A 15,381-nucleotide genomic window follows, 5' to 3' on the forward strand; every position below is an offset into this window, starting at 1 on the left:
GTCGCAGCGGCGGACCGGGGCGCCGGACGGCGGCGCGCGGCGAGCCGGTGCAGCGGCGCCGCCAGCACGCGCACCTACGCCCGCGACCAGCGCCGCGCCGAAGACGGCCAGCAGCGCGGACCGGTCAGGATCACCAGGAGCGGCCAGGCCACCGCCGGCAGGACGTGGCAGCTGTCGCCCATCGTCCGCAGCGGACCGAGGCAGCCGTCGACCGAGGCCAGCACCGCCAGACCGACCAGGGCGACGATCTGGGCGAGCCCGGCCGCCAGCAGGGCGCGCAGGAGGCGGTACGGCCGGGCGGTGGCCGCCACGGCGAGGGCGGTCACCGCCGACCCCACCCAGATCGCCGCGACGCTCCACCAGGCGTAGAGCAGCGCGAACGCGCCGACGCGGAGCTCGCCCGCCGGCGGCTGCCAGGAGTGCTGGTGGGCCATCACCGCGACGATGCCGAGCAGGCAGACCGCCCCGCCGGCCAGCCCGGGGAGGAGGAGGCGCGGCAGCCCCGGGAGGCCACCTCCCCGGGGCGCCCACCACGTCCACCAGACCAGCGGGAAGAGCCAGAGCACGACCGCCGCGCCGATCGCGATCTGGTCGGCGCCCGCCACGGCCAGCGCCAGCAGCGTCCGGGTGAGCAGGGACAGCTCGGTCTGGTGCGCGTCCCACGGGCCGGGGAACGATCGGGTGATGGTGTCGCCGAACCCGAACGCGCCGGCGAGATCGCCGAGCAGGCGCAACCGCAGAATCCGCTGCCACAGGTCGAGGCCGGCGACCGCCACGAGGACGCCGGCGGCGAGGGCGACGCCCAGGCTGGCCCGCAGCGGCCCGCCCCGCCAGGACGCCAACCGCAGCCGGGCGCACTGGGTGATCCACCCGACGAACACGATGGCCGCCAGCAGCAGAAGCAGCAGCACCTCGGGGCGGGGCGGGAACCACTGCGGTCCGCCGGTGAATCCGCTGGTCAGCTCGCCGATGACCAGCCCGGTCCCCAGCCACGACCCGGCGGCGACGCCGGTGGGCGCGGCCCCGCCGGTGGCCACCGCGTACCCGACGGTCCGCCACACCGAGATCGTCACGACCGCCGCCACGGGGGTCCCGACCACCCAGCACGCCACGCCGGTGGAGGTGATGCTCTCCAACTGGAGCACCAGGAAGAGGGCGGCCCAACCGAGCAGAAAGAACTGGACCCCGCTCAGCGCGTACAGCGGCGCGGGGTCGGCCAGGGAGCGCCGCCGGTCCGGCCAGGACGGGTGGGTCCGCAGCAGTCTGCGCAGCCGCGCGCGGACCGGGTGCGGCCGCGGCGGCTCCGGGTCGCCGCCGGCGGCCGTCGCCCAGACCCGCACGTCGGCCCCGGCGGCCACGGCGTCCGCGTCGGCGTGCAGCTCGCGGTGCCGCAGGATGTCCACCCGGGCCAGTTGGACCATGACCAGCAGGAAGGACGCGACCACGAGCTGCCGGATCAGCGGGGTCCGGGCGGCCGGCCAGAGCACCTCGTCCGCGCCGACGAACCAGCCGAAGAACTGGGCCCCGAGCAGCGATCCACCGACCAGCACGAGGTACGGCAGGCACACCAGGCCGGCGAAGGCGCGGAAGAGCGCCACCACCGCGTAGCTGATGCCCACGTCCCGGTTGCGCAGGTGCGCGTACTCGTGCAGGACGGTCGCCCGGAAGGTCTCCGGGTCGGTCATGCGGCTGAGCAGCAGCCCGCCGTGCAGCCGCACGGTGTACCGGCCGAACCACCCGTACGTCACCGCGCCCCGGGCCAGCGCGGCCGGATCGACCACGAACCCGGGCGGGGCGGCGAGTCCGGCCTGCCCGGCCAGGGCGGTCAGTTCGGCCCTCGCCGCGCCGTCCGGGTCCAGCCGCGACAGCGGGACCACCCGGCTGCCGCGGTTGCGCCACAGGGGCAGCCACAGGTAGAGCACGGCCGCGGCGGCGAGCACGGCGAGCACCCCGGCCGGCGCCCGCCACCGGCCGGCGTACGGCAGGCTGGACACGCACCGCTCCACCGCCGCGGGGTCGCCGGTGCGGAGCAGGTTCGCCAGCTCGTCGCTGGCCGGATCGAAGCCGGTGGCGAGGTCGCAGGCCAGGGCGTGGTTCTGCGGGGGCAGGAACTGGGCCAGCTCGCCGAGCATGGTGACGGCCGCGGTCAGCACGGTCATCAGCAGCAGGACGAAGCGCAGGGTCGTCCCGGCGGCGATCCCCGGCAGCCGCACCGTGGACGGTGGGTGGGCGGTGGCGGGCGCGGCGGACGGCTCCGCCACGCTCACCGCTCGGCCCGGGGCGCGGCGGGCGGTTCGAGCACCAGGCGGGCCACCACGTGGTCGGCCACACCCCGGGCGGCGGGATCGTCGAGCCCCGCCGCGCTCGCGCCGGCCCGCACCCGGTCGTGCACGGCGGCCAACTGTTCCCTGGTCAGGTGCGGGACGGTGGCCGGCAGGGCGGGCCGCGACCGCCGTCGGAACAGCCGGCGGAGCCGGCCGCCGACGCCGTCGGCCAGCGCCTTCACGCCCATCCGGCTCGCCTCGTCGACGGCGATCCACACCACCGGGGTGAGCGCGGCGACCGCCTCGGTCAGGCCGAAGCCCAACTCCTCCGGGCGGTGCGGGCGGCGCAACAGGCCCGCCACCCGGTCCGGCGGCAGCCGGCTCAGCCCCTCCACCAGTGGCAGCTCGTGCGGCGCGACCTCGGTGATGACGTCCCGGACGACCTCGGGGACGGTCGCGGCCATGGGAGCCTCCTCATCGGACGGACGCGTGACGGCCCCAGCTTATGGCCGACCGGCCCGGCGTGATGACCCGTGCACGGTCGGTCAGCCGGGGCACGCGCCGGGCGCCGGCAGGACTGCGCGGTCCCGGTTGACGCATCGAGGTGCGCTGATCAGAAACCCGGCACGATGAGGCTCAACGGCGCCGCCTGCCGACCGCGCCGGCCCGGCCCACGCCGGCCCGGACGGCACGACGGCCGGGACCATCACGGGGGGGTCCCGGCGTCGGCGGTGGGTCAGTGCGCGGCGCAGCCGGTGGTCGGCGCGGGCACCGCGGCCGGCGCGCCGATCGTCGGCAGCCCGAGCACCACCCCGGGGGTACGCGGGGAGCGGCCGGCCTCGGCGGCGTCGCCGGCCCGGGTACGCCGGTGCGACAGCGGCTCGCCGTCGGCGTTGAGGTGGTGCGGGGCGGCGTACGTGACGGTGGTGTGCACGATGTCGCCGGGCCGGATCTGCCCCGCGAGGCTGCCGGCGTCGAAGTGCACGAGGCGGCCGTCGCGGGCGCGGCCGGACATCCGGCCGGTGCGCTCGTCCTTGCGCCCCTCGCCGACGGCGACCAGCACCTCGACGGTCTCCCCCACCAGCTTCCGGTTCTCCGCCCAGGTGATCTCCTCCACGCAGGCGATCAGCCGCTCGTAGCGTTCCTGCACGACCTGCTTGGGGAGCTGGCCGTCCATGGTCGCGGCGGGGGCGCCGGGCCGCTTGGAGTACTGGAAGGTGAACGCCGAGGAGAACCGGGCCTCGCGGACCACGTCGAGGGTCCGCTCGAAGTCGGCGTCCGTCTCGCCGGGGAAGCCGACGATGATGTCGGTGGTGATGGCCGCGTCCGGCATCGCCGCTCGGACCTTGGAGATGATCCCCAGGTACTTCTCCGACCGGTACGACCGGCGCATCGCGCGCAGCACGTCGTCCGAGCCGGACTGCAGCGGCATGTGCAGCGAGTGGCAGACGTTCGGCGTCTCGGCCATGGCGGCGATCACGTCGTCGGTGAAGTCCTTCGGGTGCGGGCTGGTGAACCGGACCCGCTCCAGCCCGTCGATGTCGCCGCAGGCGCGCAGCAGCTTCCCGAAGGCGTACCGGTCACCGAACTCGACGCCGTAGGAGTTGACGTTCTGCCCGAGCAGGGTCACCTCCAGCACGCCCTCGTCGACCAGGGCGCGCACCTCGGAGAGGATGTCGCCGGGGCGGCGGTCCTTCTCCTTGCCGCGCAGGGAGGGCACGATGCAGAACGTGCAGGTGTTGTTGCAGCCCACCGAGATCGACACCCAGCCGGCGTACGTCGACTCGCGCCGGGTGGGCAGCGTGGAGGGGAAGACGTCGAGGGATTCGAGGATCTCCACCTCGGCGGCCGCGTTGTGCCGGGCCCGCTCCAGCAGCACCGGCAGCGAGCCGATGTTGTGCGTGCCGAAGACCACGTCCACCCAGGGGGCCTTGCGGACGATCTCGCCGCGGTCCTTCTGGGCCAGGCAGCCGCCGACCGCGATCTGCATCCCGGGGTGTTTGTCCTTCACGGGGCGCAGATGACCCAGGTTGCCGTAGAGCCGGTTGTCGGCGTTCTCCCGGACGGCGCAGGTGTTGAACACCACCACGTCCGGGTTGTCGTCGGCCTCGGCGGCGCGCACGTAACCGGCCTGTTCGAGCAGGCCGGAGATGCGCTCGGAGTCGTGCACGTTCATCTGGCAGCCGTACGTACGCACCTGGTAGGTGCGCGGGCTGCCCGCGGCTGCGGTAGTCATGACGTGCACAGCGTATCCGGGCCGAGCTGGTCGGACCGAACGAGGAGGAGCCATGTGCCGGAGCATCAAGACCCTGCGTGAGCCGTACGTCCCGGTGGTCACCGAGGAGGACGTCCGCGCGGCGGCGTTGCAGTACGTCCGGAAGATCTCGGGCTTCCGGACGCCTGCCGCCCACAACGCGGCCGCCTTCGACGCCGCCGTGGACGCGGTGGCCGCCGCCACCGCGACCCTGCTCGACCAGCTGGTGGTACGCGGCCAGCAGCCGACGGCCGCGCCTGACGCCGCCCGGCCCGCGACCGGAGCCGACCCGCGGACCCGCGCGGGCCGGGCCCGGCTCAGGCCGCGGCTAACGCGGGGGCGACGGAGTCGGGGGCCCACCGGGAGCGGTGGCACTGCGACCAGCCCCGGCAGCCCGGGTGGGCCATGGTGCAGAGCCGCTGGTCGCTGAGCACCTCGCCGTCGTCCGTCTCGGTGACGGTGAAGTGCACCGGGCGGATGGTGCCGTCCGGGGCGACCAGCAGGTGCCGGCCGTCGTCGAGGGTGTCGTCCCGCATCAGGCAGTTGCGGTCCAGCAGCCGGGCCAGCGCCGCGATGCTCGGCAGCTCGGGCAGCCGCTCGGGCACCCCGTAGCAGTCGACCATCGTGCCGAACTCGCCCGGCGCCTCCCAGACGTCGCAGATCACCGCGTACGTGGGCAGCCGGGCCGGGTCGGCCACGGCGAGGGGCATCACCACCCGGCCGAGCGCCTCGGCCAGCGCGGGGTACACCTCCACCGGTGCCGCCCCGTCGATTCTCCAGTTCCACAGCTCGGTCATGCCGCCTCCTCGCTGTGCTCGTCCCACCGGCCTCCGGATCGGGCCTTAATGACGATGGTGGGGTGCATATGACCTCAGCCGGGGCCAAGTTACCGGTCTGTGACCATTCCGGGCAAAATTTCCTCGGGCACCGTTGCTCCGAGTAGCGGGAAGATGACAGTTTATCGGGTATGGTGCCTCGTTCGGGACAACGACCTGGCAGTCAGCGGATCCGGATCAGGTGCTCGCCCCGGGGCAGCAGCTCGCCGATCACCGTGCCGCCGGGCACCTCGCCCGCGACCAGCAGGCCGCCGGAGGTCTGCGCGTCGGCCAGCAGCAGCCGCTCCCCCTCGTCGGCCGCGCCGAAGTCCGTCCACGGGGTCACCCAGTCCAGGTTGCGGCGGGTACCGCCGCTGACGTACCCGTCCCGCAGCGCCTCCCGTGCCCCCGGCAGATACGGCACCCGGGCCGCGTCGATGGCGACCGTCAGCCGGCTCGCCCGGGCCAGCTTCGAGGCGTGCCCGAGCAGGCCGAAGCCGGTCACGTCGGTGCCGCAGCGGATGCCGGCGGCCACCGCCGCCCGGGCGGCGTCCCGGTTCAGCGCGCTCATAGAGGCGACGGCCGCGGCGAAGCGCTCGCCGGTGGCCTTGTGCCGGGTGTTCAACACCCCGACGCCGAGCGGCTTGGTCAGCGAGAGCGGCAGGCCGGCGCGACCGGCGTCCAGGGTGATCAGCTCCTCGGGCCGGACCACGCCGGTGACCGCGAGGCCGTACTTCGGGCCGTCGTCGTCGACGCTGTGCCCGCCGGCCAGGTGGCAGCCCGCCTCCCGGGCCACGTCCTGGCCGCCGCGCAGCACCTCCCGGGCCAGCTCCACCGGCAGCTTCTCCCGTGGCCAGCAGAGCAGGTTGAGCGCCACCAGCGGGGTGCCGCCCATCGCGTAGACGTCGGAGAGCGCGTTGGCCGCGGCGATCCGGCCCCAGTCGTACGCGTCATCCACCACCGGCGTGAAGAAGTCGGCGGTGCTCACCAGGCCGGTCCGCTCGTCGAGCCGGACCACCGCGGCGTCGTCGCCGTGCTCCAGTCCGACCAGCAGGTCGGCGGTGCCGCCGGCCGGCCCCAGCCCGGCGACCATCGCCTCCAGCTCGCCCGGTGGGATCTTGCAGGCACAGCCGCCGCCCCGGGCGTAATCGGTCAACCGGATCGCGTCGGTCATCCGTACATGATCTCCGTGAAACCCGGCCGCCGCCACTGGGCGGGCCGGCGTGTGACGGAATTCGGACTCCGGGGCACGGCGGGAACGGGTGTTACCGCTCCGTGACCATCTGAGTTGCATCACGCCACGTAGGCCCGCCTACAGTGGCCCAACCGGGGGTCGACCGACCCCGCTTCCGGGACGAACGACCGACAGGGACGGTGGACGACGTGACGACGGGCGAACCGCTCATCGTGCTGGACGGGGTCAACAAGTACTTCGGCCCGCTGCACGTGCTGGACGACGTGTCGCTCTCCGTCGGCAAGGGCGAGGTGGTCGTGGTCATCGGCCCCTCGGGCTCCGGCAAGTCGACGCTCTGCCGGACGATCAACCGCCTCGAGCCGATCGACTCCGGCACCATCACCTTCGACGGCACGCCGCTGCCCGCCGAGGGGAAGGCGCTGGCGAAGCTGCGCAGCGAGGTCGGCATGGTCTTCCAGTCGTTCAACCTCTTCGCGCACAAGACGATCCTGGAGAACGTCACCCTCGGCCCGGTGAAGGTCCGCAAGGAGAAGCCGGCCGCCGCCCGCGAGCGCGGCCTGGCCCTGCTGGACCGGGTCGGCATCGCCAACCAGGCCGAGAAGTACCCGGCCCAGCTCTCCGGCGGTCAGCAGCAGCGCGCGGCGATCGCCCGCGCACTGGCCATGCAGCCCAAGGCGATGCTCTTCGACGAGCCGACCAGCGCGCTGGACCCGGAGATGGTCGGCGAGGTGCTGGACGTGATGACCTCACTGGCCCGCGACGGCATGACGATGGTCGTGGTCACCCACGAGATGGGCTTCGCCCGGCACGCGGCCAACCGGGTGATCTTCATGGCCGACGGCAAGCTGGTCGAGGACGCCCCGCCGACGGAGTTCTTCGCCAACCCGCGCAGCGAGCGGGCCAGGGACTTCCTCTCCAAGATCCTCACGCACTGAGCGTCCCTAGCGGAGCGCGCCGTCCCCCGGCGGGCTCCCGTCGAAGAAGGAGAAGAGTATGCGTATGAAGCACGTGGCGGCGGTCGCCGCGGCGGCCACCCTGGCCCTCGGCATGAGCGCCTGCGGTGGCGACGGCGACGGCGGTTCCGGCAACGGGGGCGGCAAGGGCATCGTCGGAAAGGCGCAGAGCCAGAAGAAGCTGGTCATCGGCGTCAAGGCCGACCAGCCGGGCCTGGGTCTGCAGACCGGCAGCACGTACGAGGGCTTCGACATCGAGATCGCCAAGATCGTGGCCAAGGGCCTGGGGGTCGACGCGAACAACATCGAGTGGAAGACCACCGTCTCCGCCAACCGTGAGCCCTTCATCCAGCAGGGCACCGTCGACCTGGTCGTGGCGACGTACACGATCAACGACGAGCGCAAGCAGAAGGTCAACTTCGCCGGCCCGTACTTCGTCGCCGGTCAGGACCTGCTGGTGAAGGCCGACTCGACGATCACCGGCCCCGAGGGCCTGGACGGCAAGAAGGTCTGCTCGGTGCAGGGCTCCACGCCGGCCAAGCGGATCCAGACCGACCACCCGAAGGCCAAGCTCCAGCAGTTCGACGCCTACTCGAAGTGCATCACGGCGCTGGAGGGTGGTCAGGTCGACGCGGTGACCACCGACGACATCATCCTCGCCGGCTACGCCGCGCAGTCCCAGTACGCCGGCAAGTTCAAGGTGGTCGGCAAGACCTTCTCCACCGAGCCGTACGGCATCGGCCTGAAGAAGGACGACAAGGACGGCTGCGAGAAGGTCAACGAGATCCTCAAGGCCGCCGCCTCGGACGGCACGTACAAGGCCGCCTGGGACGCCACCCTGGGCAAGAGCGGCAAGGCCGCGCCCGAGCTGGACACCACGAAGCTGACCAACTGCGGCAGCGTCTGACCGGTTCCGGGGCCGGCATCCGTACGGGTGCCGGCCCCGGCCTGTCGCGACGCCGACGACGTGCCCCGGGAGTCGACGCATGCACGTATTCGCTGATCCGACCAACCTCGACGCGTACCTGTCGGGCTTCCTCTGGATCCTCAAGCTGACCGGCGCGTCGGCGGTGATCGCGCTGGTGCTCGGCGTGCTGCTCGCCGCGTTCCGGGTCTCCCCCGTGCCCGTGCTGCGCGGCTTCGGCGCGGCTTGGGTGAACATCTTCCGCAACACGCCGCTGACGCTGATCATCTTCTTCTGCTACTTCGGCCTCTTCTCGACCCTCGGGTTGACCCTCTCCGACGACCTGAACCTGAACAACTTCTGGCTCGGCGTCGTCGGCCTGTCGGTCTACACCGCGGCGTTCGTCTGCGAGTCCGTCCGCTCCGGCATCAACACGGTTCCGGCCGGCCAGGCGGAGGCGGCCCGGGCGATCGGGCTGACCTTCTTCCAGACCCTGCGGATCGTGGTCCTGCCGCAGGCCGGGCGGGCGGTGGTGGCGCCCCTGGGCAGCGTGCTCATCGCGCTGTGCAAGAACGCCACGATCGTCGGCACCATCGGCTTGATCGAGGCCTCCAGCGTGATGAAGCAGCTGATCAACGACAACGGCGACGCGGTCATCCCGATCTTCCTGGTCTTCGCCGGCACGTTCGCCGCGATCCTCGTCCCCACCGGCTACTTCTTCGGCTGGCTGGCCAACCGACTGGCGGTGAAGCGCTGATGAGCACCGGCGTTCTGTACGACCACCCGGGACCGCGCGCCCGCATCCGCAACGCGGTGCTCAGCGTCGCCTTCGGCCTCGGCCTGGTCGCGTTGCTGTGGTGGATCTACACCAAGTTCGACCAGGCCGGCCAGTGGGAGGCCGCGCTCTGGAAGCCCTTCACCCAATCGGCCACCTGGACCCAGTTCATCCTTCCCGGCCTGCGGCAGACGCTGCTCGCCGCGGCCACCGGCATGGTGCTGTCGCTGGCCTTCGGCATCATCTTCGCGGTCGGACGGCTCTCCGAGCACTGGTGGATCCGGGTGCCGGCCGGCGTGGTGGTGGAGTTCTTCCGCGCCGTCCCGCTGCTCCTGATGATCTTCTTCATCTTCTACGGCGTGCCGTTCCTCATCCAGGGCCCGGTCACGGCGTTCACCGCCGTGGTGGCCGGCCTCACCCTCTACAACGGCTCGGTGCTGGCCGAGGCGTTCCGGGCCGGCATCCGGTCCATCCCCGGCGGCCAGTCCGAGGCGGCCTACGCGGTGGGCATGCGCAAGAGTCAGGTCATGCGGCTGATCCTGGTGCCGCAGGCCGCCCGCGCCATGCTCCCGGTGATCGTCAGCCAGCTCGTGGTCCTGCTCAAGGACACCGCGCTCGGCTACATCGTGGCCTTCCCCGAGCTGCTCGCGCGCGGGGTCAACGACCTCTCCGCCAACTACGGGAACGTGGTCGCCGCCGCGATCGTGGTGGCCGTGATCTACATCCTGATCAACTCGCTGCTCACCGCGCTGGCGAACTGGCTCGACCGGCGTACCCGCCAGCGCGCGTTCCGGATCCCCAAGCAGACCGCCCCGGACTCCACCCCGGCCGGCGGGATGGCCGTCTCCGAGCCGCAGGGCTGACCCGACCCGCTGCGACGCCGTGCCGCATCCCGTTCCCGCGGGAGGTGGCACGGCGTCCGTCGTCGCGGCACCGATTCATCCACGACATCAGCTTCGTAGCGTCCCGGTGGCCGGCCCGCCCTCGCCGGCCCGGCCGCCCCTCGGCAGCGGTGTTGGTCCTGGCTCAGCGGGCGATCTCGGTGACCCGGGACTCGCGGACCACGGTCACCCGGATCTGACCGGGATAGGTCAGCTCCTCCTCGATCTGCTTGGCCACGTCCCGGGCCAGCACCGCCGCGCCGATGTCGTCGACGTCCTCCGGCTTCACCATCACCCGGATCTCCCGGCCCGCCTGCATGGCGAAGACCTTCTCCACGCCGACCTTGCCGGCCGCGATCTCCTCGATCCGCTCCAGCCGCTTGACGTACACCTCCAGGCTCTCCCGCCGGCGCCCGGCCGACCGCCGGAGCAGGCGTCGGAGGCCTGGGTGAGGACAGCCTCGACGGTCTGCGGCGGCACCTCGTTGTGGTGCGCCTCGATGGCGTGCACGACGTCCTCGCTCTCGCCGTACCTGCGGGCGAGGTCGGCGCCGATGATGGCGTGGCTGCCCTCCACCTCATGGGTGAGCGCCTTGCCGATGTCGTGCAGGAACGCCGACCGCTTGATGGTCGACACGTCCAGCCGCAGCTCGGCGGCCATCATCCCGGCGATGTGCGCGGTCTCCACCAGGTGCTTGAGCACGTTCTGCCCGTACGACGTCCGGTACCGCAGCCGACCGAGCAGGGTGACCAGCTCCGGGTGGATCTCGGTGATGCCGACCTCGACCAGCGCGTCCTCGGCGGCGCGGTGGCACAGCTCCTCCACCTCGTCCCGGGCCAGCTCGTAGACCTCCTCGATCCGGTGCGGGTGGATCCGCCCGTCGAGGACCAGCTTCTCCAGGGTGACCCGGCCGACCTCCCGGCGGACCGGGTCGAAGCAGGACAGCAGCACCGCCTCGGGGGTGTCGTCGATGATCAGGTTGACCCCGGTGACCGACTCGAAGGCGCGGATGTTGCGCCCCTCCCGGCCGATGATCCGCCCCTTCATCTCGTCACCCGGCAGGTGCAGGACGCTGACCACGCTCTCCGCGGTCTGCTCGCTGGCCACCCGCTGGATGGCGTCCACCACGATGTGCCGGGCGCGCTGCTCGGCGGTGTTGCGGGCGTCGGACTCGATGTCCCGGACCAGCAGCGCGGCCTCCCGCTTGGCCTGGCCCTCGATCGCCTCGACCAGCTCGGCCCGGGCGGCGTCGGCGGTCAGCCCGGCCACCCGCTCCAACTCCCGGCGGCGCTGCTCCTCCGCCTCGGCCACCGCCCGCTCCCGCTCGGCCAGCGCGTTCTCCCGGGCGGCGAGGGCGGCACTGGCGGCGGTGAGCTGCCGCTCCCGCTCGGCGAGCCGCTCCACCTCCTCGGTGTGCAGCCGCTCCCGCTCGTCCATCCGGGCGGCCCGCCGTTCCACCTCGGCGGCCTGCTCCCGGGTGGTCGCGGCGAGCACCGCCACCTCCCGCTCACCGCTGCGCCGGGCGGCCGTGCGGAGCTGCTCGGCGTCCGCCTCGGCCTGCTTGTGCGCCCGCTCGAGGACGGTGTCGGCCTCCGCGCGGGCGTCGTCGAGGACCCGCCGAGCCTCTGCCCGGGCCGCCTTCGCCTCGGCCTTCGCGGCGGCCGCCTCGGTGCGGGCCGCGGCGGCGGCCGACTTCGCCACGTCGATGGTGCTGTTCGCCTCGTGGGCGGCGGACCGCAGGGCGGCGAGGGACTGCTCCTGGCGGTCCTTCTCGGCGATGAAGGCCGGGTCCTCGGGGGCCGGCGCGACGCTGATCCGGCGCAGCGTCCGGACGCCCACCAGGACGGCCCCGACCACCACGACGGCCAGGATCAGCACCACCGCGAGGATGAGAACGTTGAAAGCGCTCATGCCGTCGCCCCGGACCGTGCGACCGTCTCCTGGCAACCTGGGGCCGTCTCCCGACCGCCGGCGGCGTGGTCGGCGACCGACCGGCCGGCGATGCGTGGAAGACCGCCGGTGAACCTGTGCCGTCCCGCCATGGCCGCCTCCCCTGAACGTCGACTCCGCAGAGACGTGCCGGGGGCACGCACCTGCGGCTCTGGACGCCCGACCGGAGCGGCTGGCAGTGGGTAGCTCTCCGTCGACGGTGCCCCCGAAAGGGCATCGCCGACGGCCGGTTGCAGTTGTCGGTCGGCTCCGGACCGGCTGTCCGGAGCTGCCGTCAAGGGCCGGTGAAGCTGGCCAAAGTGATGCTGTTCTGTTACGAGATCTATGTTGTGCGCTTAGCCTGCGCTGGTCGGGCAATGTGAGCCTGTATGGCGAGGCTAGGTCGCCAGGGGCCGTTCGGTCAAGAACTCATGATCAAACCACCCGGACGGAGAGAAGTCGCGGCATCACCCAGCGCTGTCCAGATGCCGGACACGGGCGGACAAACGGCCCGCCCCGTAGGTGCCGAGTCGCCTCCCGTACCTGCTCAACCCGCCATCGTCCGGCCGCGCCCGATCCGCCGTCAGCCGAGGGCGCGGTTGTCCCGGTCGAGTTCGCCCTCGGCATCGGCGAGGGCGTCGGCGTCGATCTGCTCGGCGAAATCGGCCGCCTCCGCGCTCTGCGCGGCGAGCGCGTCCTTCACCGCCCGGATCGCCACCCCCGGCGGGTAGCCCTTGCGGGCCAGCATGCCCACCAGCCGGCGGAACACCGCGTCGGGCTCGCCGCGGACGGAGCGCAGCTTCCGGTCGACCAGGGCCCGGGCGGTCTCCGCCTCGGTCTCCTCGTCCAGCTCACCGAGGGCCTCGCTGGCGGTGTCGCCGTCCACCCCGCGCTGGCGCAGCTCGTTGGCGAGCGCCCGGCGGGCCAGCCCCCGGCCGGCGTGCCGGCTGGAGACCCAGGCCCGGGCGAAGGCGGCGTCGTCGATGATCCCGACCTCGTCGTACCGGTCGAGCACCTGCGCGGAGACCTCGTCGGAGATGCCCCGCTTGGCCAGCGCGCCGGCCAGCTCCGCCCGGGTACGCGGCCGCACCGCGAGCTGCCGCAGGCAGATCTCCCGGGCCACCTCGGCCTCGTCGCGCGGCGGTGCGGGGGGCGCCTCCGGACCGGCCTCCTCGGACCGGCCACGGCGACCCCGTCGGGGCCGGGGCGTCGTGGTGTCGTCACCCGGCCGGGCGGGCTGCATCCCAGCCCCGCCCCGTGCGGGCGCGTCGTCCTGCCACTTAGCCGGCGACCGGTCAGAAGTCGACCGGCGGCAGCTCCGGGCCACCGGCGGCGTCGCCCGCGCCGACCCCGACGCCGAGCTTCTCCAGGATCTTCTTCTCGATCTCGGCCGCCACGTCCGGGTTCTCCTTGAGGAACTCCCGGGCCTTCTCCTTGCCCTGGCCCAGCTGGTCGCCGTCGTAGGTGTACCAGGCGCCGGACTTGCGGATGATCGCCTGCTCCACGCCGACGTCGATCAGCGAGCCCTCGCGGGAGATGCCCTTGCCGTACATGATGTCGAACTCGGCCTGCTTGAACGGCGCGGCGACCTTGTTCTTCACGACCTTGACCCGGGTCCGGTTGCCGACCACGTCGGTGCCGTCCTTGAGGCTCTCGATGCGGCGCACGTCGAGCCGGACCGAGGCGTAGAACTTCAGCGCCCGACCACCGGTGGTGGTCTCCGGGCTGCCGAACATCACGCCGATCTTCTCGCGGAGCTGGTTGATGAAGATCGCCGTGGTGCCGGTGTTGTTGAGCACACCGGTGATCTTCCGCAGCGCCTGGCTCATCAGCCGGGCCTGGAGACCCACGTGGCTGTCGCCCATCTCGCCCTCGATCTCGGCACGCGGCACCAGGGCCGCGACCGAGTCGATCACGATGACGTCGATCGCGCCGGAGCGGACCAGCATGTCGACGATCTCCAGCGCCTGCTCACCGGTGTCCGGCTGGGAGACCAGCAGGGCGTCGGTGTCGACACCGAGGGCCTTCGCGTAATCCGGGTCGAGCGCGTGCTCGGCGTCGATGAAGGCGGCGATGCCACCGGCCCGCTGGGCGTTGGCCACCGCGTGCAGGGCGACCGTGGTCTTACCGCTGGACTCGGGACCGTAGATCTCGACGACCCGGCCGCGGGGCAGACCGCCCACGCCGAGCGCCACGTCGAGCGCGATCGAGCCGGTCGGAATCACCGCGGTCTGGATGACCGGCCGCTCGCCCAGCCGCATCACCGAACCCTTGCCGAACTGCTTGTCGATCTGAGCGAGAGCAAGGTCGAGTGCCTTCTCCCGGTCGGGCCCTGCGGCCATGTTTGCCACCCCTGCCTTCGCCGGCGTCTTTCCTGAGCTTCGCGTCACGCGGGACACGCTAGGCGCTGGGTCCGACAGAAAACCAGCCGACGGGCCGCGAGCTGTGGACGAGCACCCCGCTGTGGACAATAGCCGAACAGGTGTACGACTCGGCAAGCGACACGCGGACGCGGCGAAAGGGCCGCTCAACGTAGCCGGGCGGGAACCCGGTCGGGATAGGCGGCGACGACGGCCCGCCAGACCACGTGGGTCTGCTCACCCGACCTGAGCGCCTGCTCGATGGTCCGCCCACCGAGCTGGGACAGCACCTGGTCCCGGGCGAGGCTGGCCGCGTAGCCCGGCCCGAACGCCTCCTCCAGCCGCGCCCAGAAGTCGGTCAGCCGCACGTGATCAGTCCTCCTCGTCGGGCACCCGCCCGGGCACCGGACGCAACGCTAGCGCCACCAGGGGCACCACCGCGATCGCCGCCAGCAGGGTCAGCACCGGATAACCGGCCGCCCGCATGACAAACCCGCTGGCCGCGGCGGCGCTGGCGCCGGCCAGCCCCATCGTCAGGTCGGAGAACCCCTGCACACTCGGGCGGACCGCCGCCGGCACCGACTCCGACAGCAGGGTGGAGCCGGCCACCATCGTGCCGGACCAGCCCAGCCCGAGCAGGACCAGGCCGACCGACAGCCGGGGCGTGTGGTGCCCGGCGGTGCCGGCGACCGCGCACGCGGCCAGCAGCAGCCCCACACCGCCGAGGATGACCGCGCGCCGGCCCAGCCGGTCGGTGAGCCAGCCGACCAGCGGGCTGAGGGCGTACATGCCGGCGATGTGCAGGCTCAGCACGATGCCGACCAGCCGCAGCACATCCGCATCGCCGTGCGACTCGCCGAGGCGGACCGGCGTCATGGACATCACCGCGACCATCACCACGTGGCCCACCGCGACCGCCGCGATGCCGAGCCGGGCGGCCGGGCGCCCGCGTACCACCTGCCAGGCCGCCCGCATCCCCGCACCGCCTAATCGTTCCGGCTGGACCGGCCGGGTCCGCCGGGCGGTCAGTTCCCAACTAGTGTCCTAGGAT

The 15,381-nt window shown here is 72.7% G+C and carries 12 protein-coding genes and 3 pseudogenes; 5 read left to right on the plus strand and 10 right to left on the minus strand.

Features of this window, described 5'->3' with window-relative positions; all coding sequences use genetic code 11:
* Positions 1-74 precede the first annotated feature (74 nt).
* The 3 genes from JNW87_RS21640 to miaB form a co-directional block, all read right to left on the minus strand.
* Positions 75-2,261: a M48 family metalloprotease gene (locus JNW87_RS21640; protein WP_238454287.1), complete on the minus strand. Its 2,187-nt coding sequence runs from the start codon at positions 2,259-2,261 to the stop codon at positions 75-77.
* Positions 2,262-2,263: 2 nt separating this feature from the next.
* Positions 2,264-2,728 carry a hypothetical protein gene (locus JNW87_RS21645; protein ID WP_109799625.1) on the minus strand — a complete coding sequence of 155 codons (465 nt, stop codon included), beginning with the start codon at positions 2,726-2,728 and terminating at the stop codon, positions 2,264-2,266.
* A 272-nt stretch (positions 2,729-3,000) separates the two neighbouring features.
* Positions 3,001-4,500 (minus strand): tRNA (N6-isopentenyl adenosine(37)-C2)-methylthiotransferase MiaB, encoded by a 1,500-nt coding sequence (miaB, locus tag JNW87_RS21650; protein ID WP_238454288.1) that lies wholly within the window; start codon positions 4,498-4,500, stop codon positions 3,001-3,003.
* A 52-nt stretch (positions 4,501-4,552) separates the two neighbouring features.
* Here miaB and JNW87_RS21655 point away from each other — a divergent pair, with 52 nt between their 5' ends.
* The gene (locus tag JNW87_RS21655) at positions 4,553-4,948 is read left to right on the plus strand and encodes a DUF2277 family protein (RefSeq protein WP_238454289.1); all 396 of its coding nucleotides are present in this window, start codon (positions 4,553-4,555) and stop codon (positions 4,946-4,948) included.
* Here JNW87_RS21655 and JNW87_RS21660 read toward each other — a convergent pair.
* Together JNW87_RS21660 and selD are read right to left on the minus strand one after the other, a co-directional pair.
* Complete coding sequence (locus JNW87_RS21660) at positions 4,836-5,315, minus strand: hypothetical protein (protein ID WP_109799626.1); 480 nt, start codon at positions 5,313-5,315, stop codon at positions 4,836-4,838. The genes JNW87_RS21655 and JNW87_RS21660 overlap by 113 nt on opposite strands.
* Positions 5,316-5,517: 202 nt before the next feature.
* A complete protein-coding gene (gene selD / locus JNW87_RS21665; protein ID WP_238454290.1) occupies positions 5,518-6,507 on the minus strand; it encodes a selenide, water dikinase SelD in 990 nt (329 codons plus the stop codon).
* Positions 6,508-6,707: 200 nt separating this feature from the next.
* Between selD and JNW87_RS21670 the strand changes: the two genes are divergently transcribed.
* From JNW87_RS21670 to JNW87_RS21685, 4 genes are all read left to right on the plus strand, one after another.
* The gene (locus JNW87_RS21670; RefSeq protein ID WP_109799628.1) at positions 6,708-7,463 is read left to right on the plus strand and encodes an amino acid ABC transporter ATP-binding protein; all 756 of its coding nucleotides are present in this window, start codon (positions 6,708-6,710) and stop codon (positions 7,461-7,463) included.
* A 58-nt stretch (positions 7,464-7,521) separates the two neighbouring features.
* On the plus strand, positions 7,522-8,388 hold the full coding sequence (locus JNW87_RS21675; protein ID WP_109799629.1) for a glutamate ABC transporter substrate-binding protein: 867 nt from the start codon (positions 7,522-7,524) through the stop codon (positions 8,386-8,388).
* A gap of 79 nt (positions 8,389-8,467) precedes the next feature.
* Positions 8,468-9,142: an amino acid ABC transporter permease gene (locus JNW87_RS21680; RefSeq protein ID WP_109799630.1), complete on the plus strand. Its 675-nt coding sequence runs from the start codon at positions 8,468-8,470 to the stop codon at positions 9,140-9,142.
* On the plus strand, positions 9,139-10,023 hold the full coding sequence (locus JNW87_RS21685; RefSeq protein WP_109799652.1) for an amino acid ABC transporter permease: 885 nt from the start codon (positions 9,139-9,141) through the stop codon (positions 10,021-10,023). The genes JNW87_RS21680 and JNW87_RS21685 overlap by 4 nt, the downstream gene beginning before the upstream one ends.
* A 163-nt stretch (positions 10,024-10,186) precedes the next feature.
* On the opposite strand, the pseudogene rny reads toward JNW87_RS21685, so the two are convergent.
* From rny to JNW87_RS21710, 5 genes and pseudogenes are all read right to left on the minus strand, one after another.
* Positions 10,187-11,952: pseudogene (rny, locus tag JNW87_RS21690) on the minus strand (ribonuclease Y).
* A gap of 601 nt (positions 11,953-12,553) precedes the next feature.
* Positions 12,554-13,250 (minus strand): annotated as a pseudogene (locus JNW87_RS21695) (regulatory protein RecX).
* A gap of 15 nt (positions 13,251-13,265) precedes the next feature.
* Complete coding sequence (recA, locus tag JNW87_RS21700; RefSeq protein WP_109799633.1) at positions 13,266-14,312, minus strand: recombinase RecA; 1,047 nt, start codon at positions 14,310-14,312, stop codon at positions 13,266-13,268.
* A gap of 185 nt (positions 14,313-14,497) precedes the next feature.
* On the minus strand, positions 14,498-14,698 hold the full coding sequence (locus JNW87_RS21705) for a DUF3046 domain-containing protein (protein WP_109799634.1): 201 nt from the start codon (positions 14,696-14,698) through the stop codon (positions 14,498-14,500).
* Positions 14,699-14,702: 4 nt separating this feature from the next.
* Positions 14,703-15,320: pseudogene (locus JNW87_RS21710) on the minus strand (MFS transporter); the annotation flags it as partial.
* Positions 15,321-15,381: the final 61 nt, after the last annotated feature.

This window comes from Micromonospora sp. ATA51 (genome assembly GCF_016802855.1).
GTDB classification, from domain to species: Bacteria; Actinomycetota; Actinomycetes; order Mycobacteriales; family Micromonosporaceae; genus Micromonospora; species Micromonospora sicca.